Origin of the sequence: Cedecea sp. VD22 (genome assembly GCF_037150195.1) — a bacterium.
In the GTDB taxonomy this organism is placed as follows: Bacteria; Pseudomonadota; Gammaproteobacteria; order Enterobacterales; family Enterobacteriaceae; genus Cedecea.
In genome coordinates this window covers 866,406-892,120 of the sequence record NZ_JBBCPX010000001.1, presented here as the reverse complement: position 1 = coordinate 892,120, position 25,715 = coordinate 866,406, and the positions used below count along the sequence as shown (strand labels likewise).

Here is a 25,715-nt window from a genome sequence, read left to right as displayed (position 1 = left end):
CGGCTCGCCGCCCACATCAAGAATAATTCTTATTTTTATTCGCCTTACGAAGCACGACGAAAGGTCAGGTTGTAGCGGAATTGGTCGGTGAGAGGATGAAAACCGGGTTTGAGCGGCAGAATACCGTGATAAAAAAGCCGTGACGCGCCCCCCCATACCACAACGTCACCATGCTCCAGCATGATACGTTGCAAAGGGTCTCCGCGCTGCAGGCCACCAAACTGAAATATGGCAGGCAAGCCAAGCGAAACCGAAACAATGGGCTGGCGCAAATTAGGCTCGTCTTTATCCTGATGAAGAGAGAGTTTGGTGCCTGCGGCATAGCGGTTGATCAGGCAGGCGTCGGGTTCAAAATCCAGATAACCCGCCGCGCGCGAGGCTCGGTGGCAAATGGACAGAAATACTTCCGGAATCAATGGCCAGCCCTGCCCGGTCAGCGGATCCTGTGGCGAATAGAGGTAACCATTCTGATTTGTGCTCCAGCCTAATGCGCCGCAGTTGGTCATAGCCACCGACATGGTGTAGCCGCCAGGCGTCACCATATGGCGGAAAGGCGCCTGCTGAGAAACCTGCCCAACACCGGCCAGCAGCGCGGCGGCCTCTTCCCGGGCAAAGCGCCGCAGAATTGTCGCGCCCTCGGCAAGCGGCTCTTCCCACGGAGATTCATCAGCAAACAAATCCAGCATTATTCTTTCTGCCTTCTCGTTTCGTTTTCCAGCAGCCGACGCTTGCGCTCCACGCCCCAGCGATAGCCGGACAAACCACCGTCGCTGCGGATCACCCTGTGGCAGGGAATGGCGACTGCAAGCGTATTAGCCGCGCAGGCTCCAGCCACCGCCCGCACGGCAGCAGGTTTACCGATACGTTCCGCCAGTTCGCTATAGCTAACGGTAGTTCCTGGCGGAACGGATCGTAACGCCTGCCATACCTGTTGCTGAAATGCCGTCCCGCGAATGTCCAGCGGCAGCGAAAACTCAGCCGTAGGCGATTCGATAAAACCAATGACCTGTGCCACGCGTGAAGCGAATGCCTCATCGCCCGGAGTAAGTTGTGACGAAGGAAATTCAGTTTCCAGCTCACCGATAAGCGTTTCGGCGTTCTCACCCAACAGGATTGCACAAATACCGCGCTCGCTTTCCGCCACCAGGAATTCCCCCAGTTGGCAGGTGCCAACTACAAATTGGACATGAGCACGGGCACCACCTTTACGATACTGGCTTGCCGTCATGCCCAACGCAGCATCCGCCTGATGGTAATACGCGCTCCCTGACTGAAAACCCGCATCAAAAATGGCGTTTGTCACCCCTTTCCCTTGTGCCAGGCCAGCACGTAAACGACGAGCGCGATGCGCTTTTTGCCATGCGTTTGGCGTCAGGCCCGTGACGCTTTTAAAGAGGCGGTGGAAATGAAAGCTGCTCATGGCGACCCGCCCGGCTAGCTCATCCAGGGTCAGCGGCACTTCGCTGGATTCAATAATCCGGCAAGCTTCTTCAATGCGCGCCACTCGCTGGCGCTCAGGGGCAAGCTTATCCGGCTGACAGCGCTTGCAGGCGCGAAACCCGGCCTCTAGCGCCGCTTCGGGTGTGGCGTAGAAAGCGGTATTTTCACGTAGCGGACGGCGAGCGCTGCAGGAAGGCCGGCAGAAAATACCGGTGGTTTTGACGGCAAAAACGAATTGCCCGTCGGCCTGCGTGTCGCGCTGTTCCACCGCCTGCCAGCGCTGCTGCTCTGTAATATACCCGTTTGTCTGCTTCATCATCGCGACCTCATGCTTAATTTAACGATACCATCATGGCAGCACAGGCCGGATGAAAAACTCGGGTTCTTGCTTTTTAATTTTTTTCGTCAAGCAAGAAGGTTTTGAACTGAGGCGACATCCAGCTCCGGAATCCGTCCCCTTCTTTGCTGATAAGGTAAACGGCCAGGCCTTCTTTCTCCGCAACCTGTTTGGCTTTTTCTTCCCCTAAGACCATCAACCCCGTGTCCCAGCCATCGGCTTCCATCGCCGTTGGTGCAATGACGGTAGCGGAAACTAATTTATGTTCAATAGGCCGCCCGGTCTGTGGGTTAATGATGTGGGAAATACGCTTACCGTCCAGCTCGTAATAGTTGCGGTAACTGCCTGAGGTACTGATCCCGTGGCCGTTGATATCCACCATTGCCTGCACGGCATTCTCCCGATCGGTCGGTTTCTGAATAGCCACCCGCCAGGCTTTTCCCGCCGGATTAGTGCCGCGGGTGGTGACCGCGCCTCCGACAGAAACAAGATAGCGGCTAATGCCATTTTGCTCCATCAGGCGGGCCAGATGGTCGGCGGCGTAACCCTCCCCGATGGTCGACAGATCGACATACAGGCCGGGAAGATCTTTTTGCAGCCATTGCTTACCGGCAGCATTCACCACCTTCAGATGCTGCAAACCGGTTAAGGCTTTGGCGGCATCGATTTGTGCCTGATTCGGCGTGTGCAGCGGCTGTTTATCGGGCCCGAAGCCCCACAGATTGACCAAAGGCCCGACTGTAATGTCCATCGCCCCATCGGTTTTCGCACCGATGCGCAGCGACATCGTGACAATATCACTCATCGCCTCACTCACCGGATACGGCTCAGTGCTGGCGGACTGGTTAAAAAGGGAAAGCGCCGAGTCTTTTTTCCAGGTCGACATCAGCCGATCGTCGGCATCCAGCTGATCCTGAATTTTTTTCTGCAGTGAGGCTTTCTGTGCATCATCAACGTCCGCCAGGCTCACGCGCCAGTAAGTTCCCATGGTTTTCCCCTCAAGTACCATGGCCTTTGTGGCGTCAGGCTGAGCGTTATCGCAGCCTGAGAGAGCAAAAAGAGCGACGGCAAGCCAGCCGTGACGAATAATGCGTAAATCCATGGTGTCAGTCTCCAGTTTCGGGAGCGTAAGGGTACAGCAAAAGCGGCCGGGAGAGGGAGCAAGCGGCGAGCCATTGAGGTTTGAGACATAAAAAAGGCGCCTTGCGGCGCCTTTATCTGCTTTAACAGAATTAGAACTGGTAAACCAGGCCTACACCCACAACGTCATCGGTACCGATGCCCGCATTCTGAGTGAAGGTATTTTTGTCCAACAGGTTGATTTTGTAGTCAACGTAGGTGGACATGTTTTTGTTGAAGTAGTAGGTCGCGCCCACATCAACATATTTCAGCAGGTCCTGGTCGCCGTAGCCGTTTTCCAGGTCTTTGCCTTTAGACTGCAGGTAAGCCACGGATGGACGCAGACCGAAGTCGAACTGGTACTGAGCAACCACTTCGAAGTTCTGTGCTTTGTTAGCAAAGCCCAGGCTGCCAGCGCGGGTTGCGTTGTAGGTCTGGGTGTACTGAGTAGCCAGGTAGATGTTGTTCGCGTCGTATTTCAGGCCACCGGTGTAGGTGGTTGCATCGTCACCGTGACCCAGTACGCCAGCAGCATTCTGAGCGGTAGTACGTTTAGAGCTGGAGATCGCTGAACCAACGCTGAAACCTTCACCCAGGGCGTAAGTTACAGAACCACCGAAGCCGTCACCATTCTGACGCTGGTAGTCACGACCGTTGTTGGTTTGACCTTCGCCGCTGGCGCTGCCGTTTTTACCCTGATACTGCAGAGCAAAGTTCAGGCCATCAACCAGACCGAAGAAGTCAGTGTTACGGTAGGTTGCCACGCCGTTAGCACGAGACTGCATGAAGTTATCAGAACCGTAGGTATCGCCACCGAATTCTGGCAGAACGTCGGTCCAGGAAGTGACATCGTAAACAACGCCGTAGTTACGACCGTAGTCGAAAGAACCTGCATCACCGAACTTCAGACCAGCAAAGCCCAGACGAGTCCAGGATTGGTTGCTGGAGTTTTCAGTGTTGTTCGCCTGAACGTTGTATTCCCACTGGCCGTAACCGGTCAGCTGGTCGTTGATCTGGGTTTCGCCCTTGAAGCCAAAGCGAACGTAGGTCTGGTCGCCATCAGCGGTTTTATCGTTGGAGAAATAGTGCAGACCATCAACTTTACCGTACAGGTCTAATTTATTGCCGTCTTTGTTGTAAATTTCGGCTGCATTTGCAGCGCCTGCTACCAGCAGAGCCGGTACCAGAAGGGACAGTGCTTTAACTTTCATCTTATTAACCCTCTGTTATATGCCTTATTTTATTTACCACTGCTTACTGATTAACCCTCTAATCAGTCGGCAAATTCATTGTCCAAAACAAATACTGAATAATCCAACGAGAATATGATACGAAAACTATATAGATGTTTCATTTATCAATATAGATGTATCTAAATGTAAATTAGAGGGAACTTTTTTTAGCACGAATAGCTAAAAATATAAGCATTAATAATCAAAAAATAATAACAACACAATAAAATCAATGAGTTATATCTAAAATAAAAAAGTAGCACTCAATGATAATTTTTTTATTAACTTAGGCGATAGAATCATTATCGCTATCATCATTAACTTTATTTATTACCGTCATTCGAATCTGAATGTCCGTTTACCCCTATTAGTACCGGATGCTTGCATCCGGTTTTTTTTTACTCATCTTTACACAAATTTAATATCTGTGTGCTAGCTATGCAATTTGTAACGTCTGTTAATTAATCAGCCTGCTTTTTTTCTCCATATTTCATACAGAATGCGGATTTTTCTTAAACAATTCTATTTCCCACGCCCAACATACCCTCAGAAAATATTTGTACAAATCTCGCCCAGCTGTACAAATTACCAACAAGACTTAAGGTAAATTATTATTTAAGGATTTTTCCTAATAATCAGTCACCTGAAAAAAAACGGAGAACACCTTATACTGCGTCAGATTGCTGACGACACCGCCATATAAAGGTATTCTTAGCATCTGCAAGCGCTAAACCGCTAAGGCGAAACGGCTCACTCAAGCAGTTGGGCTACCTATCATCCAGGATTGGCGAGGCTTCGCCGGGTTGCATACATACAATGAGCCAGTCTGAAAATACGCCGCTAAATAAGTTTTCACTGTTCCCCGGCAACATTACCCGCTTCTTTTTGCTGCTGATCGTCGTTCTGCTCGTCTCGATGGGCGTCCTGGTGCAAAGCGCCGTTAATGCCTGGCTAAAGGACAAAAGCTACCAGATTGTCGATATCACCCATGCTCTGCATAAGCGTGTAGAAACCTACCGCTACGCCACATGGCAAATCTACGACAACATCGCGACGGCCCCGGCAGCCTCTGGCGAAAATCTCCAGGAAACCCGTCTGCGTCAGGACGTCTATTACCTCGATAAACCGCGAAGCAAAACCGAGGCGCTGATTTTTGGCTCCCATGACAGCTCCACGCTGGAAATGACGCAGCGAATATCCGGCTACCTGGACACGCTGTGGGGAGCGGAAAGTAGCCCCTGGTCGATGTACTACCTTAATGGCCAGGACAACAGCATGATTCTGGTCTCAACGCTGCCGCTCAAGGACCTGTCATCTGGTTTTAAAGACTCCGGCGTCGGTACCATCGTGGATTCACGCCGCGCGGAGATGCTGCAGCAGGCTAATGCCCTCGATGAGCGGGAAAGCTTCTCGCCTCTGCGCAAACTTAACTGGCAAAACGGCCATTATTTCACGCTGAGAACCACCTTTAACCAGCCTGGGCATCTGGCAACCGTGGTCGCATTCGATCTGCCGATTAACGATCTTATCCCGCCCACTATGTCCCTGGACAGCTTCCAGTTGGATCCTGACGAACGCCAGCGGACAGCCGCGACAACTTCAACGGATAAAGACGATCCGGACAGCGTCAGCATTAACTTTAATAGTGCACGAATTGAAATTACGGCTCCGGTAGCGACGACGCAGCTCCAGCTGGTGTGGCAAGTTCCGTTTGGGACGCTGATGATGGACACGCTGCAAAATATTCTTCTGCCGCTGTTGCTGAACATCGCGCTGCTCGGTCTGGCCGTTTTTGGCTTTGCAACCTTCCGCCAGCAGCCTCAGCGGCAGGCGGAAAGCAATTCGGGGAATGGCGAGCTGCAAATACTGCGTGCGCTAAATGAAGAGATTGTCGCGATCCTGCCCCTTGGCCTGCTGGTTCACGACCTCGACGCGAACCGTACCGTGATCAGCAATAAAATTGCCGATCACCTGCTCCCCCACCTGAATTTGCAAAATATTATTTCGATGGCGGACCAGCATCAGGGGGTCATTCAGGCCACGGTCAACAACGAGCTGTATGAGATTCGCCAGTTCCGCAGCCAGATAGCCCCGCGCACGCAGATTTTTGTGATCCGCGATCAGGATCGCGAAATTCTGGTGAACAAAAAACTCAAACAGGCCCAGCGTCTGTATGAGAAAAACCAGCAGGGCCGGGCCGCCTTCATGCAGCATATCGGCGAAGCCCTGCAGCTTCCGGTTAAGCAACTGGCGGAACATGCCGCAGAAATTAACGACAGCAAACATCTGCAGCTGGCAAATGATGCCCAGGTCATTGTCCGTCTGGTCGACGAGATCCAGCTCCTCAACATGCTGGAAGCCGACAGCTGGAAAACCAGCGTCAGCGAGTTTTCTATTCAGTCCCTGATTGATGAAGTTGCCCTGTCGATGCTGCCGATTATCAAGCGTAAAGGGCTGCAGCTACTCATCAACAATAACCTGCCGGCCGATGAAAAACGCCACGGCGACAAAGACGTGCTGCGCAAAATCCTTGAGCTGCTGCTGCACTATTCCGTGACCACTACGCAGATTGGCAAGATCACGCTTGATATTAGCGAGGAGGAAGCCGGGCCAGATCGCCTCTTGTTCCGCGTCCTGGATACCGGTAACGGTATCGGCGGCGGTGAAATTGATAACCTGCACTTCCCGTTCCTCAACGAAACCAGCGAAGACCGCTATGGGCAGGCCAACGGGCTGGCTTTCTACCTTTGCGATCGCCTTGCTCGTAAGCTCGGCGGGCATCTGAACATCAAAACGCGCCCGGACATCGGCACACGCTATAATTTACATATCAGGATGGCCGCAGAGTCACAGGCTGATTCTCGGGATGAGAGGCTGCTGGATGACGTTGTGGCGATGCTGGATATCACCTCCAACGAGGTCCGAACGATTGTGACCCGCATGCTGGAAAACTGGGGCGCGAACTGCATTTCCCCGGACGAAAGACTCGCGAGTCAAGACTTTGATATCTTCCTCACTGATAATCCGTCTAATCTTACTGCTTCGGGCTTGCTTTTAAGCGATGATGAAAACGGGATGCGGAAGATTGCACCTGGCCAGTTCCGGGTAAACTTTAATATCAGCAACGCGATGCAGGACGCCGTTCTGCAGCTGATTGAAAACCAACTGGCGGAGGAAGACACACCCGATTCGCCTCTGGGCGGCGACGAAAACGCTCAGCTGCACGCCAGCGGTTATTACGCGCTGTTTGTCGACACGGTACCGGAAGATGTCACCAGACTGTATACTGAATCTGCAGCGGGCGACTTTGCCGCTCTGGCGCAGACTGCGCACCGCCTGAAGGGCGTGTTTGCGATGCTGAATCTGGTGCCCGGCAAACAGTTATGTGAAACGTTGGAGCACCACATTCGTGAAAGTGATGCTTCAAACATACAAAAATATATCAGCGACATTGATGCTTACGTCAAAAGTCTGCTGTAGCAAGGTAGCCTATTACATGAACAACATGAACGTAATTATTGCTGACGACCATCCGATTGTTCTGTTCGGCATTCGCAAATCTCTTGAGCAGATCGAATGGGTGAATGTTGTCGGTGAATTCGAAGACTCCACGGCACTGATCAATAATTTACCAAAGCTTGAAGCCAACGTACTGATAACCGATCTGTCCATGCCAGGCGATAAATATGGCGATGGCATCACACTGATCAAATACATCAAGCGCCACTTCCCTAACCTGTCGATCATCGTGCTAACCATGAACAACAACCCGGCAATCCTCAGCGCGGTGTTGGATCTCGACATTGAGGGGATTGTGCTGAAACAGGGTGCGCCAACCGATCTGCCAAAAGCGCTCGCCGCGTTGCAGAAAGGCAAGAAATTCACCCCTGAGAGCGTTTCCCGCCTGCTGGAAAAAATCAGCGCAGGTGGCTATGGCGATAAGCGCCTGTCGCCGAAAGAAAGCGAAGTTCTGCGCCTGTTCGCCGAAGGTTTCCTGGTGACCGAGATAGCCCGTAAGCTGAACCGCAGCATCAAAACTATCAGTAGCCAAAAGAAATCAGCGATGATGAAGCTGGGCGTCGAGAACGACATTGCCCTGCTGAATTACCTTTCCTCAGTGAGCCTGACACCGGCGGACAAAGAGTAATCTCCGCCACGGCCACCAAGAAAAAGCCCCGCATTTTCATGCGGGGCTTTTTTATGAGCTTAGTTTACGAGGCATCGCGTGTACTTCGCACTCGGGCAGCATAAACCGCCAGCGTCTGTTTAATCACATCCAGCGTGACCGGTTTAGACAAGCAGCTGTCCATACCGGATTCCAGACAGCGCTGCTTCTCTTCCGCCAGCGCGTTTGCCGTCACGCCGATGACCGGCAGCGTCAGCCCCAGTTGGCGAATGCGCTGCGTCAGGCGATAGCCGTCCATGTTCGGCATGTTGACGTCACTGAGTACGATATCGATATGATTTTTGCTGAGCACGTTCAGCGCATCGATCCCGTCATTCGCCGTTTTGCACTGATAGCCGAGCGATCCGAGCTGATCGGCCAGCAAGCGACGGTTGATCGGATGGTCATCCACCACCAGGATCATCATGTCATCGTTTCGCTCGCTTATCTCACTGGCCGCCGTCAGCGCCGGAGAACTGCCAGGCACATCCACAGTAATGCTGTAAATCCGCCCCAGCAGCGGCAGCAACTCGTGCGGCGCTGCGACGCTGTGCACCCAACGGCCAGGTTCAAATTCAACGGGAATACCGATATGGCGGCGGCAGAAGACAATTGCCGCCCGGCCGCCCCACGGCGCCACCAGATTATCATCGGTAATCAGAATATCGTCGCTGCCCGGCGTTTCACCCGACCAGGACTGCGCCTGTAGCCCGTTTTTGATCAGCAAAGATTCCAGGTAGCTACTGAGATAATCATTGCGAATAGCCAGCCAGCAGCGCTTGTCCGCCAGCCCTTCAACATTATTCTTCGGCGCAAACTGCGCTTTATACAGCGGGATACGCACCGTAAACTGGCTGCCCATTCCCGACTCGGTATCCACCGAAATATCGCCATCCATCATGCTGATTAGCTTTTCGCAAATCGCCAGCCCCAGCCCGGTTCCCTGGAAATTACGCTGCACGCCGGTCCCCACCTGGAAGAACGGGTCAAAAAGCCGGGTCACTTCTTTGGTCGGGATCCCTACCCCGGTGTCGCGCACCCGGAAGCTCAGGTAATCGCCGTTGATAGAAACATGCAGGATAATACAGCCAATATCGGTGAACTTAATCGCATTACTCAGTAAGTTGGAGATAACCTGCTGCAAGCGCATAGGGTCACCCTGCAGCGTGAGCGGTACATCATCGTCGATAAAGCAGTACAGCCCCAGTTGCTTGCGAACCACCAGCGGCAGATAGTTGGCGGTAATGTGGCTCATCACCTCGCGCGGAGAAAACTCACGCGGCTCAATTTTCAACTGCTCTGACTCGATTTTCGAGAAGTCGAGAATGTCGCTGATGATTTTCAGCAGCAGGCTGGATGAGTTGTTCATCGCCGTGACCAGCCTGTCCACGCCCTTCGGCAGCTCTTTGGTCTGCAGGAGATCCAGGTTACCTATGATGCCGTACAGCGGCGTACGCAGTTCATGGCTGACAGTGGCGAGGAACATAGATTTAGACTGGCTCGCCTGCTCCGAGGCCTGAGCCATTTCCTGCAGGGACTCCTCCATCTTCACGCGGGCACTGACGTCAACCAACACGCAAATTGCCACGTTCTCATTGCGGTAGCGCGAATGCACAAAGCTGATCTGCAGATTGGTGTGGTTGCTGGTCATGACATCGACAAAGTTGACCTGCTGGCCACAAATAATCTGCGTCAGCCGCTGCCTGTCCTCGTGCGTCAGCATATTGAGGTAATTGTGCGCCAGTTCGTTACTCAGAATATTAGTGCCGTCCTGGGTGCGCAAAATACAGATACCCACGGGTGCAGACGCGACGATCTTCCGGTTGAACTGCTCGTGCTCCTCCAGCCGCTGGGCATCGCTCTCGGCCGGAATAAAGATCCGGCGCTCATACATTCGCGCCAGGGTAAACAGCACAATGCCTACCAGGACGTTGAGTAAAACCGCATTGAGGATAAGCATTCTGATGCTTTCCAGCACCAAATCGACAGGCACAGAGTAAATCACGCTCAGCGAGGACGGCGGCAGGTTTTTCTTTAGTACCAGCGCCTTAAAGCCAGAGGTATAGCCGAACCAGGAGCGATCCTGAATCCAGCGACTTTCCGGTTCAATGCGCGATTCCGGGCCGGTCAGCGATATCAGCGGGTGCCCGTTTTCATCCAGGATAGTGACGCCAATAGGCAGCGTGCCCGGCGTCAGGAAATTCTCCATACGCACCGTTTGCTCAATCCCCAGCAGCGCCTGGAGGCGGTTCGCCAGATAGACCGGCGTCAGCGTGTAGAAATAGCCAATGCCGGGGCGCGGCCCCTGCCCAATCCAGTAAATGCTGTTCGCCCGTTCATCCTGCGGCGCGGTACGATACTTCATGATGCGTTCATGCAGCGTTTTCAGCGCGTTTTCCCGTTCCAGCGGCATATCACGCAGCCCAAAATCTGCCATGCAGAGATTATCGCCGCCAATCAGGAACACCCGGTTGAGGTCGTACGCCGCGGAGAAGTTATCGCGCCAGTAGCGCAGGAACCAGGAGAGAGACTGCAGCGAGCTTCGCCAGGTCACGCTCACTGCCGAACAGTCAGAGTCCGGGAAAAGCGGCATAAACGTTGGCGCCTCGGTTTTATCCGCGCTTTGATCGAGCGGAGGAAGCACGCCATTGGGCGCCGTGAGACGGTTTTCAGCAATGTACTTCAGCTCTTTCACCACGTCCGAAGTGCGCTGGATGTAGCGCTGGGCCTGGTCAAAGCTGATGTTAAACTCCTGGCGAATCTCCGACTCTTTATCGTGCAGCGCGTTGACGATGTAAAACACGGAAAACAGCGCGATAAGCAGCCAGAGCAGAAGCGCCAGCGCCCTGAACAGGTAGCGCGAAATTTTAAGGGTGCTGCGAAAAGAGACGAAGTATTTCAAATTGGGCCTGAAAGTACGCGAGCGAGTGAACGGAGATGCGCTTAAGGTAGCCGCAAAACCTTTGTCCCGCAACGGCAAACAAAAAGGGCCGCCAAAGCGACCCTTTATTTACGACTATTCTGGATTATTCGTCCGCTTCATCGGCAACATCATCATCGGTATCCGCTTCAGGCGCGATATCATCGTCCCCTTCCGCCACGCTACCGTCGATGCTGTCCAGCTCTTCGTCATCCACAGGTTCGGCGACGCGCTGCAGGCCCACAACGCTTTCGTCTTCCGCAGTACGGATGAGAATAACGCCCTGGGTGTTACGCCCGACCACGCTGACTTCAGACACGCGGGTACGCACCAGCGTACCGGCATCGGTGATCATCATGATCTGGTGGGTATCTTCCACCTGCACCGCCCCAACGACGCTGCCGTTACGTTCGGTGACCTTGATAGAGATAACGCCCTGTGTTGCACGAGACTTGGTTGGATACTCGGCCGCCGCGGTGCGTTTACCGTAACCATTCTGGGTAACGGTCAGAATCGCGCCGTCACCGCGAGGAATGATCAGAGACACCACTTTGTCGTCACCGGCAAGCTTGATCCCGCGAACGCCCGTTGCGGTACGGCCCATGGTACGAACGGCGTCTTCTTTGAAGCGCACCACTTTACCTGCCGCCGAGAACAGCATGGCTTCGTCGCTACCGTTAGTTAAATCAACGCCAATCAGCTCGTCACCCTCGTTAAGGTTAACGGCGATGATGCCCGCTGAACGCGGACGGCTGAAGTCGGTCAGCGCAGTTTTCTTCACGGTACCGCTTGCGGTTGCCATGAACACGTTGATGCCTTCTGCGTACTCGCGCACCGGCAGAATCGCGGTAATACGCTCGTCCTGCTCAAGCGGCAGCAGGTTCACAATTGGACGGCCACGCGCGCCACGGCTCGCTTCCGGCAGCTGATAAACCTTCATCCAGTACAGGCGACCACGGCTGGAGAACAGCAGGATCGTGTCGTGGGTGTTGGCCACCAGCAGGCGGTCAATGAAGTCTTCTTCTTTAATACGGGCGGCCGACTTGCCTTTGCCACCGCGGCGCTGCGCTTCATAATCGGTCAGCGGCTGATACTTCACATAGCCCTGGTGAGACAGGGTGACCACCACATCTTCCTGGTTGATCAGATCTTCAATGTTGATATCTGCGGTGTTGGCGGTGATCTCGGTGCGACGGTTGTCGCCGAACTGATCGCGCATCGCTTCCAGCTCTTCGCGAATCACTTCCATCAGGCGCTCTGCGCTGCCCAGGATGTGCAGTAATTCAGCGATCTGCTCCAGCAGCTCTTTATACTCGTCGAGCAGTTTTTCGTGCTCAAGGCCGGTCAGTTTCTGCAGACGCAGATCCAGAATCGCCTGAGCCTGCTGCTCGGTGAGGAAATATTTACCGTCGCGGATGCCAAACTCTGGCTCCAGCCACTCAGGTCGCGCGGCATCGTCACCCGCACGCTCAAGCATTGCAGAAACGTTGCCCAGGTCCCAGGAACGGGCTACCAGGCTCGCTTTCGCTTCGGCAGCATTTGGCGAGTTACGGATAAGTTCAATGATCGGGTCGATATTCGCCAGGGCGATAGCCAACCCTTCAAGGATATGCGCGCGATCGCGGGCTTTGCGCAGTTCGAAGATGGTACGACGGGTCACCACTTCGCGGCGGTGGCGCACGAACGCAGACAGGATCTCTTTCAGGGTCATGATCTTCGGCTGACCATGGTGCAATGCCACCATGTTGATACCGAAGGAAACCTGCAGCTGAGTCTGGGAATACAGGTTATTGAGCACCACTTCGCCCACGGCGTCGCGTTTAATCTCAATAACAATACGCATACCGTCTTTATCAGACTCATCGCGCAGGGCGCTGATGCCTTCCACGCGTTTGTCTTTCACCAGCTCGGCGATTTTCTCGATCAGGCGAGCTTTGTTCACCTGATACGGAATTTCGTGAACGATGATGGTCTCGCGGCCGGTCTTCGCGTCCGCTTCTACTTCAGCACGGGCGCGAATATAAATTTTACCGCGGCCGGTGCGATACGCTTCTTCAATACCGCGGCGGCCGTTAATGATAGCGGCAGTCGGGAAATCCGGGCCTGGAATGTGTTCCATCAGCCCTTCAACGCTGATGTTCTCGTCTTCGATATAGGCGAGGCAGCCGTTGATCACTTCGGTAATGTTGTGCGGCGGAATGTTCGTCGCCATCCCGACTGCGATACCGGATGAACCGTTTACCAGCAGGTTAGGAATTTTGGTTGGCATGACGTCTGGAATTTTTTCGGTGCCGTCGTAGTTATCGACGAAATCAACCGTCTCTTTTTCCAGGTCTGCCATCAGCTCGTGGGCGATTTTCGACATACGGATTTCCGTATAACGCATCGCCGCGGCGGAGTCGCCGTCTACGGAACCGAAGTTACCCTGGCCGTCGACCAGCATGTAACGCAGGGAAAATGGCTGTGCCATACGGACGATGGTGTCATAAACCGCGGTATCACCATGAGGGTGATATTTACCGATAACGTCACCAACAACACGGGCGGATTTTTTGTATGCTTTGTTCCAGTCATTGCCCAATACGTTCATCGCGTAAAGCACGCGACGGTGTACCGGCTTAAGTCCATCGCGGACATCTGGCAGTGCGCGGCCGACAATAACCGACATCGCATAATCCAGATACGAGCTCTTTAGCTCTTCCTCAATGTTGACCGGCGTAATTTCTCTGGCAAGGTCGCTCATGTAACCGCTATCCCTCTACTGTTTTCCCGGATTCAAAGGTCGCAAATTATAACACATCCGGCCCTGTGTGGGGAAACCTCAACGCAATTGTCGGCGCTTTATTCACGCCGTTAGCCTGATATACTGCCAGCCTTAACATCTGCAAGGAGTCACCGCTGTAATGAATGCTGAAAACCAACCGGTTACGCAGAACGTCGACCACGAGGAAATCGCCAAATTTGAAGCTGTCGCTTCCCGCTGGTGGGATCTGGAAGGTGAATTTAAGCCGCTGCACCGCATCAACCCGCTGCGTTTAGGCTATATCAACCAGCGCGCCGGTGGGCTGTTCGGTAAAACCGTGCTCGACGTTGGCTGCGGCGGCGGCATTCTGGCGGAAAGCATGGCTCGTGAAGGCGCCAACGTCACCGGCCTGGATATGGGGTTTGAACCGCTGCAGGTGGCTCGCCTTCACGCACTGGAAAGCGGCGTTAAGGTGGACTATGTCCAGGAGACGGTCGAAGAACACGCGAGCAAACACGCCGGGCAGTACGACGTCGTAACCTGTATGGAAATGCTGGAGCACGTGCCTGACCCACAATCGGTGGTTCACGCCTGCGCGCGTTTAGTCAAACCCGGCGGCCACGTCTTCTTCTCTACCATTAACCGCAACGGCAAAGCCTGGCTGATGGCCGTCGTCGGCGCTGAGTATGTGATGCGCATGGTGCCGAAAGGCACGCACGATGTTAAAAAGTTTATCAAGCCCGCCGAACTCTTACGCTGGGTGGATGAAACCCCGCTGCGCGAGCGCCATATGACCGGATTACATTTCAACCCAATCACCAACGTATTCAAGCTGGGCCCAGGGGTAGATGTTAATTATATGCTGCATACTGAAGCATAAATCGGCATATCGTATAAGGATTGATTATCGATAATTGCGCCAGAACCGTTGCGCAATTATCGATGAAGTTTAAGAAATCAGCACCCGATCAAAATTTTCATTTTTTTTGCATCCCATTGACAATTCCCTCAAGCCTTATGTGACGTGGACTTACGAAAAAAGCGCTCCGCCGAACCTCATTTTATTGACGAAATCAATACTTGTACTGAACGGATTCCTTACTAGAATACTCACCATCTAGTGACCATTTTGTCACCCACCCCCTATATATAGTATTTATCCACAGAGTTAGTCACAGGCTGGCGGATGTGTATAAATCAGGGGAAAACTCATCTCACGGACAGGTAAAACTCACATGAATCAGAGTCTGCTGGTTACAAAACGCGATGGCAGCAAAGAGCGCATCAATCTGGATAAAATTCATCGGGTACTCGACTGGGCCGCTGAGGGTCTGAACAACGTCTCCGTTTCCCAGGTTGAACTGCGTTCCCATATCCAGTTTTACGACGGCATCAAGACCTCTGACATTCATGAAACCATCATCAAGGCCGCAGCTGACCTGATCTCCCGTGACGCACCGGATTATCAGTATCTCGCCGCTCGCCTGGCAATTTTCCACCTGCGTAAAAAAGCCTACGGTCAGTTTGAGCCGCCGAAGCTTTACGATCAGGTAGTGAAAATGGTTGAGATGGGTAAATACGATCGTCACCTGCTGGAAGACTACACGGAAGAAGAGTTCGAGCAGATGAACGATTTCATCGATCACTGGCGTGACATGAACTTCTCTTACGCGGCGGTGAAGCAGCTCGAAGGCAAATACCTCGTGCAGAATCGCGTTTCCGGTGAGATCTACGAAAGCGCGCAGTTCCTCTATATTCTGGTCGCCGCCTGCCTGTTCTCCGGCTACCCGCGTGAAACCCGCCTCAGCTACGTGAAACGTTTCTACGACGCGGTTTCCACCTTCAAGATTTCCCTGCCTACGCCAATCATGTCTGGCGTGCGCACCCCGACCCGTCAGTTCAGCTCCTGCGTACTGATCGAGTGCGGCGACAGCCTGGATTCCATCAACGCCACCTCCAGTGCGATCGTGAAATACGTTTCCCAGCGCGCAGGTATCGGCATCAACGCCGGCCGCATTCGTGCGCTGGGCAGCCCGATTCGCGGCGGTGAAGCGTTCCACACCGGCTGTATCCCGTTCTATAAGCACTTCCAGACGGCAGTGAAGTCCTGCTCCCAGGGCGGCGTGCGCGGCGGGGCTGCAACGCTGTTCTACCCGATGTGGCATCTGGAAGTGGAAAGCCTGCTGGTGCTAAAAAACAACCGTGGCGTGGAAGGTAACCGCGTGCGCCACATGGACTACGGCGTACAGATCAACAAGCTGATGTATACCCGCCTGCTGAAGGGCGAAGAGATCACCTTGTTCAGCCCGTCTGACGTGCCGGGGCTGTACGACGCTTTCTTCGCAGACCAGGACGAGTTTGAGCGCCTGTACACCAAATACGAGAAAGACGACAGCATCCGCAAACAGCGCGTCAAAGCGGTGGAACTGTTCTCCCTGATGATGCAGGAACGCGCCTCCACCGGCCGTATCTACATCCAGAACGTTGACCACTGCAACACCCACAGCCCGTTCGACCCGGCGATTGCCCCAGTGCGCCAGTCCAACCTGTGCCTGGAAATCGCCCTGCCGACCAAACCGCTGGACGACGTCAACGACGAGAACGGCGAAATCGCCCTGTGTACGCTGTCTGCGTTCAACCTTGGCGTGATTGAAAGCCTGGACGATCTGGAAGAGATGGCTGTGCTGGCTGTGCGCGCACTGGACGCTCTGCTCGACTACCAGGATTACCCAATTCTGGCGGCAAAACGCGGCGCAATGGGTCGTCGTACCCTGGGTATCGGCGTGATTAACTTTGCCTATTATCTGGCGAAGCACGGCGTGCGTTACTCCGACGGCAGCGCAAATAACCTGACGCACAAGACTTTCGAAGCCATTCAGTACTACCTGCTGAAAGCGTCAAACGAACTGGCGAAAGAGCAAGGTGCCTGCCCGTGGTTCAACGAAACCACCTACGCAAAAGGCATTCTGCCAATCGACACCTACAAGAAAGACCTGGATGCTATCAGCAACGAACCGCTGCATCTGGACTGGGAAGGTCTGCGTGAGTCCATCCAAACTCACGGCCTGCGCAACTCCACGCTTTCTGCCCTGATGCCGTCTGAGACCTCATCGCAGATCTCCAACGCCACCAACGGCATCGAGCCGCCGCGCGGTCACATCAGCATTAAAGCGTCGAAAGACGGGATCCTGCGTCAGGTTGTGCCGGATTATGAAGCGCTGAAAAACAACTACGAGCTGCTGTGGGAAATGCCGAGCAACGATGGCTATCTGCAGCTGGTTGGCCTGATGCAGAAGTTTATCGACCAGTCGATCTCTGCCAACACCAACTACGACCCAACGCGCTTCCCATCAGGCAAAGTGCCGATGCAGCAGTTGCTGAAGGATCTGCTCACCGCCTATAAATTCGGCGTGAAGACCCTGTACTATCAAAACACCCGTGACGGCGCGGAAGACTCTCAGGATGACCTGGCGCCTTCCATCCAGGACGATGGCTGCGAAAGCGGCGCATGTAAGATTTAACGCTTAATCCCCTCTTACGAGGGGATTTTTCCGACGTATTACAGGATTTAACCTCATGGCTTACACTACTTTTTCACAGACGAAAAACGATCAGCTCGCCGAGCCTATGTTCTTTGGCCAGTCGGTTAACGTGGCGCGCTACGACCAGCAGAAATACGACATCTTCGAAAAGCTGATTGAAAAGCAGCTCTCCTTCTTCTGGCGCCCGGAAGAAGTGGACGTCTCCCGCGACCGCATCGACTTCCAGGCGCTGCCGGAGCATGAGAAACACATCTTCATCAGCAACCTGAAGTACCAGACGCTGCTGGACTCCATCCAGGGCCGCAGCCCGAACGTCGCGCTGTTGCCGCTGATCTCCATTCCAGAACTGGAAACGTGGGTTGAAACCTGGGCGTTTAGCGAGACCATTCACTCTCGTTCTTACACCCACATCATCCGCAACATCGTGAACGATCCGGCGATCGTCTTTGACGACATCGTCACCAACCAGGAAATCCTCAAGCGCGCCAAAGACATCTCTGGCTACTATGACGACCTGATTGAGATGACCAGCTACTGGCACCTGCTGGGCGAAGGCACACACAACGTGAACGGCAAAACCGTCACCGTGAACCTGCGTGCGCTGAAGCGTCAGTTGTACCTCTGCCTGATGAGCGTTAACGCCCTGGAAGCGATTCGCTTCTATGTGAGCTTCGCCTGCTCCTTCGCCTTCGCCGAGCGCGAGCTGATGGAAGGTAACGCCAAAATCATCAAGCTGATCGCCCGTGACGAAGCCCTGCACCTGACCGGCACCCAGCATATGCTGAACCTGATGCGCAGCGGTGAAGACGATCCGGAAATGGCGGAAATCGCCGTTGAATGCCGCCAGGAATGCTACGACCTGTTCGTGCTGGCCGCCCAGCAGGAAAAAGAGTGGGCCGACTACCTGTTCCGCGACGGCTCGATGATTGGCCTGAACAAAGACATACTTTGCCAGTATGTGGAGTACATCACCAATATCCGCATGCAGGCCGTGGGCCTTGATCTGCCGTTCCAGACTCGCTCCAACCCGATTCCATGGATCAACGCATGGCTGGTGTCCGACAACGTCCAGGTTGCGCCGCAGGAAGTGGAAGTCAGCTCCTACCTGGTGGGCCAGATTGACTCGGAAGTCGATACCGACGATCTGAGCAACTTCCAGCTGTAAACAATGGGCCGCATTACGCTCAGCATTACCGGCGCGCAGTTGATGAGCGAAGAAGAACACCCTTCGCTACTGGCGGCGCTGGAGTCACACAAAGTCTGCGTAGAGTATCAGTGCCGGGAAGGCTATTGCGGTTCATGCCGCACTAAGCTGCTGGCGGGGGAAGTTCAGTGGCTGACCGAGCCGCTGGCGTTTATCCAGCCCGGTGAAATTCTTCCCTGCTGCTGCAAAGCACGGGGAGATATCGAACTCGAGATGTAGTGATGTAAAAAAGGCCGCAAATGCGGCCTTTTTCATTAGCGATTACGGCTTATTAAGAAACCGTACGGCTTTGTCCGGGAAGTCGGTAAACAGCCCATCTACGCCCGCCTGGTTATACAGCACGTCGTACAGCTGATTCACATCGCTCACGTAGTCCGGCAACGCGTCCGCCCTCACCGTATAAGGATGCACGGTCAATTTGCTGGCGTGTGCTTCGGTCACCATATCGGTGAGCCTCACGTTCCCTTTGGTTGACGCCTTCTCCACCAGCATATGGTAGTCCGGGCCAATGCCGTCGGCATACTCGGCAATCTGCTTCATCGCGCCCGGCTTAAACATCCAGTCGTAACTGTAGTTCACCCACTTGCCGTCCGGCTGTTTTTCCTGAGTCTCATTCCAGTCGGTATAGGCGATAAGCTGCACCAGGTTAAGGTTCATGCCCATCTTCGGCTCAAGCTCGTTTTTAATGCGCTTCAGCTCGGCGGCGTCAAAGCACTGAAGATAGATCTTGTCCTGCTTGCCGGTGTAGCCGTACTGCTTCAGTACCTCAAGGGTTTTTGCCGCGATATCTTTGCCTTCCTGATGGTGGAACCACGGCGCTTTTATCTCAGGATAGATACCGATGTTTTTTCCGGTGGAATGGTTCAGCCCCTGAACAAACTCGATCTCTTCTTCAAAGGTGTGCACGCGGAAGTCGGATTTGCCCATCGGGAAACGCCCCGGATAAGTTTGCACCTGCTTGCCGTTAACGATGTCGAAGCCCTCGGTGAACTTCAGGGACTTGATTTCCGCCAGCGTAAAGTCGATGGCGTAGTAGCGCCCGTCTTTGCGCGCCCGATCCGGGAAACGCTTCGCGACGTCGGTCACCCTGTCCAGATAGTGGTCATGCAGCACCACCAGCCTGTCGTCTTTAGTCATCACCAGGTCTTGCTCAAGGTAATCCGCGCCCTGGGCATAGGCCATCGCTTTTGCCGGTAACGTATGCTCAGGCAGATAGCCGCTGGCGCCCCGGTGGGCAATCACGATTTTGTCCGTGGTCTGGGCGAAGACGCTGCTGGTCGCCACCAGCACCACGCCCGCCAGTAAAGATTTTGCCATCAGTTTCATGATGCTCTCCTTAGCCGTTTTTCAGCATTTTTTCATCGTGGTGTTTGCGCTCGCCAATCATCACCACAATCAGCAACAGCACGGCCAAAATACTGCCGCCAATCATCACGATAAAGCCGCCGTCCCAGCCGAAGAAGTCCACGGTGTAGCCGACAATCGCGCTGGCCGCGACCGAGCCGCCCAGGTAACCAAACAGGCCGGTAAAGCCCGCTGCCGTCCCTGCCGCTTTCTTAGGTGCAAGCTCAAGCGCATGCAGGCCAATCAGCATTACCGGGCCGTAAATCAGGAAGCCGATAACAATCATACAGGCCATATCCACACCCGGATTACCCGGCGGGTTGAGCCAGTAAACCACGGTAGCAATCGTCACCAACACCATGAAGAACACGCCTGTCGCGCCACGGTTACCTTTAAACACCTTGTCCGACATCCAGCCGCACAGCAGCGTGCCTGGAATACCCGCGTATTCATAAAGGAAGTAGGCCCACGAGGATTTATCCAGCGCGAAGTGTTTTACTTCTTTCAGGTAAGTTGGCGACCAGTCCAGGATACCGTAACGCAGCAAATAGACAAACACGTTGGCAATGGCGATGTACCACAGCAGACGGTTGGGGAAGACGTACTTCATGAAGATCTGCTTAGCCGTCAGCTCTTCTTCCGCTTTCTCGCTGTAATCGTCCGGGTAGTCGTTTTTGTACTCTTCAATCGGCGGCAGGCCGCAGGATTGAGGCGTGTCGCGCATCAAGCCGAAGGCAATAATTGCCACAATAATGGCGGCGAAAGCGGGCATATACAGCGCCGCATGCCAGTCGTTAAACCACGCCATCCCCAGCAGGAACAGCAGCGGAGGAATACCACCGCCGACGTTATGGGCGCAGTTCCAGACTGAAACAATGCCTCCACGCTCCTTCTGCGACCACCAGTGCACCATGGTGCGCCCGCACGGCGGCCATCCCATGCCCTGGAACCAACCGCAGGCGAACAGCAGCACAAACATGACTGCGATGCTGGACGTTGCCCAGGGCACAAAGCCCATAAACAGCATCACGGCGGCGGCAAGAATCAGCCCGGCGGGTAGAAATACGCGCGGATTCGAGCGGTCAGAGACCGAGCCCATGATGAATTTCGAAAATCCATAGGCGATCGAAATCCCGGAAAGCGCAAAACCGAGATCGCCTCGAGAGAAGCCCTGCTCCACCAGATACGGCATCGCAAGGGTAAAGTTTTTCCTTACCAGATAGTAAGCGGCGTAACCGAAGAAGATACCCATGAAAATTTGCCAGCGCAGGCGGCGATAGGTCGGATCTATCTGCTCCTCTGGCAAACGCGTCTTATGCGCGGCGGGTTTGAAGATACTTAACATACGAGCCTCCGTGGCGTTGATGTTCAGCGGGAGCAAGCGGCTCCTGCCAAATGTTCTTTTGCGAGCGCATGGTAGTTATCCGGGCGCGTATTTACTGTGAAACATCGCACACAATGTTACATTTTTATTACAGAAAGGCGAAATGGTGCATATTTTCACTAATTATTTTCGTTTATTGCTCGAATTTGCTCGCAATCAAACATTCCACACTTTCTTTGTGGCTGAATAACGGTAAATAAAAAGGGATAAAGGAGCACCATGTGAGCAGAGAAGCGGACGTGATTATCATCGGTGGAGGGGCAACCGGTGCCGGCATAGCGCGAGACTGCGCCCGCCGCGGGCTGAAAGTACTGCTGCTTGAGCGTCACGACATCGCAACCGGTGCCACAGGCCGCAATCACGGCCTGCTTCACAGCGGCTCACGCTATGCGGTCACCGATGGGGAATCCGCCAAAGAGTGCATCGAAGAAAACCGCATTCTGCGGCGTATTGCCCGCCACTGTATCGAGCCCACGGATGGCCTGTTTATCACCCTGCCGGAAGATGATCTGGCGTTTCAAAGCGGGTTTATCGCCGCCTGCCGCCAGGCCGGTATTCCTGCAGAAGCGTTGGATCCCCGAGAGGCATTACGGCTTGAGCCGTCCGCCAACCCATCGCTTCTCGGCGCGGTTCGTGTCCCGGATGGCACGGTCGACCCATTCCGCCTCACCGCCGCTAACATGCTTGATGCCAAAGAACACGGCGCAGAAGTGCTGACGGGCTGCGAGATCACCGGGCTGATTCGCGAAGGCTCACGCGTTTGCGGCGTGCGAGTCTTCAACCACCTTACCCGCCAGGCAGGCGAGTTCCGTGCACCAATGGTGGTAAACGCCGCAGGGATCTGGGGGCAGCACATCGCAGAATACGCCGATCTAAGCGTAAAAATGTTCCCGGCCAAAGGGGCGTTACTGATCCTCGGGCACCGCATCAACAACATGGTCATCAACCGCTGCCGTAAACCAGCAGACGCCGATATTCTGGTCCCCGGCGATACCATTTCGCTTATTGGCACCACCTCCACGCATATCGACTACGACCAAATCAACAACATGTGCGTCACACCGGATGAAGTGGACACGCTGATTCGTGAAGGGGAAAAGCTGGCTCCGGTGCTTGGCCGAACCCGTATTCTTCGGGCCTACGCTGGCGTCAGGCCTCTGGTTGCCAGCGACAACGATCCCACCGGGCGCAGCGTCAGCCGTGGAATTGTGCTGCTGGACCACGGGAAACGCGACGGCATGGACGGCTTCATCACCATTACCGGCGGCAAACTGATGACCTATCGTCTGATGGCGGAGTGGGCAACGGATCTGGTTTGCGAGCGTTTAGGGAATACCACCCCCTGCTCCACCGCCTCGGCGTCGCTGCCGGGCTCCGAACATACGGCAGAACAAACGCTGGGGAAAGTTATCTCCTTGCCACCGACAATTCGCGGTTCCGCCGTCTGGCGGCACGGCGACCGCGCAACGCGGCTGCTGAATAACAGCCGACTCAGCAACAGCCTGGTGTGCGAATGCGAAGCCGTCACCACCGGCGAAGTGCGCTATGCCATTGATGCCCTCGGCGTAAAAAACCTGGGAGATTTGCGCCGCAGAACGCGCGTTGGCATGGGCACCTGTCAGGGCGAGCTGTGCGCCTGCCGGGCAGCCGGTCTCCTGCAACGCTTCCAGCTCACTACGCCTGCACAATCGCTGGAGCAACTCTCTCACTTCCTCAACGAACGCTGGAAGGGCGTTCGCCCTGTCGCCTGGGGAAATGCATTGCGAGAAAGCGAATTTACCGCCTGGATTTATCAGGGACTATGCGGTCTGGACAACGGAGAACAGGGATGAAATTTGACACGATTATCATCGGCAGCGGCCTGGCCGGGCTGACAGCCGGCATAAAACTGGCGGAAAGCGGCCAGCGCTGCGCCATCGTCAGCCGCGGGCAAAGCGCGCTGCACTTCTCTTCTGGTTCGTTGGATTTGCTTTCAACGTTACCGGACGGCACTCCCGTTCACCAGCCAGAGACGGCGCTGGAAAATCTGGCGGAGCAAGCGCCTCAGCATCCTTACAGCCTGATGGGCAAAGAGCGCGTGCTGGCGCTCGCTGCAGAGAGTGAGCAACTGCTGGCCAGGGCTGGCATTCCGCTGGTGGGTCATCATCGCCAAAATCACCTCAGAATCACGCCGCTGGGCAAGCAAAGGGCCAGCTGGCTCAGCCCGCCGGAAGTGCCGCAGGCGCCGTTGCCCTGGCAAAAAGTGACGGTGATTAATATTGCTGGCTTCCTGGATTTTCAGGCAGAGCTGGTGGCGGGTTCACTGTCTGCCGCCGGCTGTAACGTGCACGTCGCCGAGCTCACCCTGCCCGTACTGGATGTCTTACGTAACAACCCAAGCGAGTTTCGCGCCGTGAACATCGCCCGGGTGCTGGATCTGCCGGAAAACCTTCCGGCGCTGGTGGATGAACTCAGGCTGCTGCTGGGCAGCGGCGAGGCTATGATTCTGCCCGCTTGCCTGAACCTGGAAGCACGAACGGTAGCCGCCGTTGAGCAAGCCCTCGGCGTGCCGGTAAAACTCCTGCCAACGCTACCGCCTTCGGTGCTTGGGATGAGGCTACACAATGCGCTCCGCCGCCGTTTTCAGACCCTGGGCGGGCTTATTATGCCCGGAGATACCGTAACCGGCGCTCAGCTTGAACAAGGGCGTATCAATGCCCTGTTCACCAAAAATCATCGTGAAGTACCGCTGCGGACCCGGCATGTCATCCTGGCCAGCGGCAGCTTTTTCAGCGGCGGGCTGGAGGCTACCCGGCAACATGTCATCGAGCCCATCTTCGGGCTGGACGTGAACATCGAGGCCGAGCGAGCCGCCTGGAGCAAAACAGATTTCTTTACGCCGCAGCCCTGGCTGCAATTTGGGCTAACCGTGAATAACCACTTCCAGCCGTTCCATCACGGGGAATACACCAAAAATCTCTACGCTATTGGCTCGGTGCTGGGGGGTTTTGATCCTATTCATCAGGGATGCGGAGCCGGCGTATCGATGCTCACGGCGCTCTGTGTGGCCAATCAAATCCTTGTTGCCGCGGAGGCTTGCCATGAACCTGCTTGATGAAACCAGCTTTGAAAGCTGTATTAAATGCACGGTCTGCACCACGGCTTGCCCGGTAAGCCGCGTTCGCCCGGAATATCCGGGGCCAAAACAGGCCGGGCCCGACGGAGAAAGGTTGCGCCTGAAAGATCCCTCCCTGTACGACGACGCGCTGAAGTACTGCACCAACTGCAAGCGCTGCGAAGTCTCCTGCCCGTCCGAAGTCAACATTGGCGATATCATCCAGCGGGCGCGGGCCAGATATGGCGAACATAAACCTTCGCTGCGCGATGCTGTTCTCAGTCATACGGATTTACTCGGTACGCTCTCCACGCCTTTCGCCCCGCTGATCAACGCCACGACCGGTTTGAAGCCCGTACGCAAGCTGCTGGATAAAACCCTCAAAATTGATTCCCACCGCGAGTTGCCCAAATATTCCTTCGGCACATTTCGCCAGTGGTATCGGCGCCAGGCCGCGCACCAGGCCAGCTTCCCGCAGCAGGTTGCTTTCTTCCACGGCTGCTTCGTGAACTACAACCATCCGCAGCTCGGCAAAGACATGGTCAAAGTGCTTAACGCGATGGGCATCGGCGTCCAGCTGTTGCAAAGAGAAAAATGCTGCGGCGTGCCGCTTATTGCCAACGGCTTTATCGAAAAGGCAAAGAAACAGGCAAGGGTAAACGCCAGCTCGCTGGAAGAGGCCGTCATACAGCGCGGGCTGCCGGTCATTGCGACCTCGTCAACCTGTACCTTCACGCTGCGCGATGAATATCCGCATATTCTTGGTATCGACACGGCCCCGGTTCGCGAGCAGATTGAACTCGCCACGCGTTATATCTGGAAACTGCTGGAAGAGGATGGCAGAACGCTACCGTTAAAAAACACGCCGCTGCGTATCGCCTATCATACGCCTTGCCATATGGAGAAAATGGGCTGGACGCTCTATTCCATTGAGCTGTTGCGCCGCATTCCCGGCGTGGAACTGGTGATGCTGGACTCCCAGTGCTGCGGCATTGCCGGGACCTATGGGTTTAAAAAGGAAAATTACCCGACTTCCCAGCAAATTGGCGCCCCGCTGTTCCAGCAAATAGAAGAGAGTGGCGTAGACCTGGTGGTGACGGACTGCGAAACCTGTAAATGGCAGATAGAAATGTCGACCAGCAAACGCTGCGAGCACCCGATCACGCTACTTGCCCGGGCGCTCGCCTGAAG

At 54.7% G+C, this 25,715-nt stretch carries 17 protein-coding genes; 9 read left to right on the top strand and 8 right to left on the bottom strand.

The features are described 5' to 3' along the window. Positions 1 to 44 precede the first annotated feature (44 nt). The 4 genes from alkB to WFK85_RS04235 all read right to left on the bottom strand — a co-directional run bounded on the left by alkB (position 45) and on the right by WFK85_RS04235 (position 4,107). A complete protein-coding gene (alkB, locus tag WFK85_RS04250) occupies positions 45 to 686 on the bottom strand; it encodes a DNA oxidative demethylase AlkB (RefSeq protein ID WP_008459855.1) in 642 nt (213 codons plus the stop codon). Next, on the bottom strand, positions 686 to 1,759 hold the full coding sequence (gene ada, locus WFK85_RS04245; RefSeq protein ID WP_336706946.1) for a bifunctional DNA-binding transcriptional regulator/O6-methylguanine-DNA methyltransferase Ada: 1,074 nt from the start codon (positions 1,757 to 1,759) through the stop codon (positions 686 to 688). The genes alkB and ada overlap by 1 nt, the downstream gene beginning before the upstream one ends. A gap of 73 nt (positions 1,760 to 1,832) precedes the next feature. After that, a complete protein-coding gene (gene apbE / locus WFK85_RS04240) occupies positions 1,833 to 2,879 on the bottom strand; it encodes an FAD:protein FMN transferase ApbE (protein ID WP_166990996.1) in 1,047 nt (348 codons plus the stop codon). Positions 2,880 to 3,009: 130 nt separating this feature from the next. Next, on the bottom strand, positions 3,010 to 4,107 hold the full coding sequence (locus WFK85_RS04235) for a porin OmpC (protein ID WP_166990993.1): 1,098 nt from the start codon (positions 4,105 to 4,107) through the stop codon (positions 3,010 to 3,012). Positions 4,108 to 4,944: 837 nt separating this feature from the next. Here WFK85_RS04235 and rcsD point away from each other — a divergent pair. Both rcsD and rcsB read left to right on the top strand, forming a co-directional pair. Beyond that, the gene (rcsD, locus tag WFK85_RS04230) at positions 4,945 to 7,608 is read left to right on the top strand and encodes a phosphotransferase RcsD (RefSeq protein ID WP_166990990.1); all 2,664 of its coding nucleotides are present in this window, start codon (positions 4,945 to 4,947) and stop codon (positions 7,606 to 7,608) included. Between the two features lie 16 nt (positions 7,609 to 7,624). Next, positions 7,625 to 8,275 carry a response regulator transcription factor RcsB gene (gene rcsB, locus WFK85_RS04225; RefSeq protein WP_008459849.1) on the top strand — a complete coding sequence of 217 codons (651 nt, stop codon included), beginning with the start codon at positions 7,625 to 7,627 and terminating at the stop codon, positions 8,273 to 8,275. Positions 8,276 to 8,339: 64 nt separating this feature from the next. On the opposite strand, the gene rcsC is transcribed toward rcsB, so the two are convergent. Both rcsC and gyrA read right to left on the bottom strand, forming a co-directional pair. Next, positions 8,340 to 11,195 carry a two-component system sensor histidine kinase RcsC gene (gene rcsC, locus WFK85_RS04220; RefSeq protein ID WP_008459848.1) on the bottom strand — a complete coding sequence of 952 codons (2,856 nt, stop codon included), beginning with the start codon at positions 11,193 to 11,195 and terminating at the stop codon, positions 8,340 to 8,342. 124 nt (positions 11,196 to 11,319) lie between these two features. Then, positions 11,320 to 13,956: a DNA topoisomerase (ATP-hydrolyzing) subunit A gene (gyrA, locus tag WFK85_RS04215; protein ID WP_336706943.1), complete on the bottom strand. Its 2,637-nt coding sequence runs from the start codon at positions 13,954 to 13,956 to the stop codon at positions 11,320 to 11,322. Positions 13,957 to 14,116: 160 nt separating this feature from the next. On the opposite strand from gyrA, the gene ubiG reads away from it, so the two are divergent. The 4 genes from ubiG (at position 14,117) to yfaE (ending at position 18,921) form a co-directional block, all read left to right on the top strand. Beyond that, positions 14,117 to 14,836, top strand: coding sequence for a bifunctional 2-polyprenyl-6-hydroxyphenol methylase/3-demethylubiquinol 3-O-methyltransferase UbiG (gene ubiG, locus WFK85_RS04210; RefSeq protein ID WP_166872251.1), 720 nt, complete (start codon positions 14,117 to 14,119; stop codon positions 14,834 to 14,836). A 355-nt stretch (positions 14,837 to 15,191) separates the two neighbouring features. Continuing rightward, the gene (gene nrdA, locus WFK85_RS04205) at positions 15,192 to 17,477 is read left to right on the top strand and encodes a class 1a ribonucleoside-diphosphate reductase subunit alpha (RefSeq protein WP_166990987.1); all 2,286 of its coding nucleotides are present in this window, start codon (positions 15,192 to 15,194) and stop codon (positions 17,475 to 17,477) included. Positions 17,478 to 17,532: 55 nt separating this feature from the next. Beyond that, the gene (gene nrdB / locus WFK85_RS04200) at positions 17,533 to 18,663 is read left to right on the top strand and encodes a class Ia ribonucleoside-diphosphate reductase subunit beta (protein WP_008459840.1); all 1,131 of its coding nucleotides are present in this window, start codon (positions 17,533 to 17,535) and stop codon (positions 18,661 to 18,663) included. Between the two features lie 3 nt (positions 18,664 to 18,666). Then, complete coding sequence (gene yfaE / locus WFK85_RS04195; RefSeq protein WP_008459838.1) at positions 18,667 to 18,921, top strand: class I ribonucleotide reductase maintenance protein YfaE; 255 nt, start codon at positions 18,667 to 18,669, stop codon at positions 18,919 to 18,921. 42 nt (positions 18,922 to 18,963) lie between these two features. Here the strand turns inward: yfaE and glpQ are convergent, their stop codons facing one another. Continuing rightward, positions 18,964 to 20,028, bottom strand: coding sequence for a glycerophosphodiester phosphodiesterase (gene glpQ, locus WFK85_RS04190; RefSeq protein WP_336706940.1), 1,065 nt, complete (start codon positions 20,026 to 20,028; stop codon positions 18,964 to 18,966). 10 nt (positions 20,029 to 20,038) lie between these two features. Next, a complete protein-coding gene (gene glpT / locus WFK85_RS04185) occupies positions 20,039 to 21,391 on the bottom strand; it encodes a glycerol-3-phosphate transporter (protein WP_166990981.1) in 1,353 nt (450 codons plus the stop codon). Positions 21,392 to 21,651: 260 nt separating this feature from the next. Here glpT and glpA point away from each other — a divergent pair, with 260 nt between their 5' ends. Genes glpA through glpC form a run of 3 tightly spaced genes read left to right on the top strand, consistent with a single transcriptional unit; the run spans position 21,652 to position 25,713 of the window. Continuing rightward, entirely contained in the window at positions 21,652 to 23,262 is a 1,611-nt protein-coding gene (glpA, locus tag WFK85_RS04180; protein WP_336706938.1) for an anaerobic glycerol-3-phosphate dehydrogenase subunit A, read from the top strand. Further along, positions 23,259 to 24,524 (top strand): glycerol-3-phosphate dehydrogenase subunit GlpB, encoded by a 1,266-nt coding sequence (glpB, locus tag WFK85_RS04175; RefSeq protein ID WP_166990975.1) that lies wholly within the window; start codon positions 23,259 to 23,261, stop codon positions 24,522 to 24,524. Before glpA ends, glpB begins: the two co-directional genes overlap by 4 nt. Continuing rightward, a complete protein-coding gene (gene glpC, locus WFK85_RS04170) occupies positions 24,511 to 25,713 on the top strand; it encodes an anaerobic glycerol-3-phosphate dehydrogenase subunit GlpC (RefSeq protein WP_336706936.1) in 1,203 nt (400 codons plus the stop codon). The genes glpB and glpC overlap by 14 nt, the downstream gene beginning before the upstream one ends. Positions 25,714 to 25,715 lie beyond the last annotated feature (2 nt).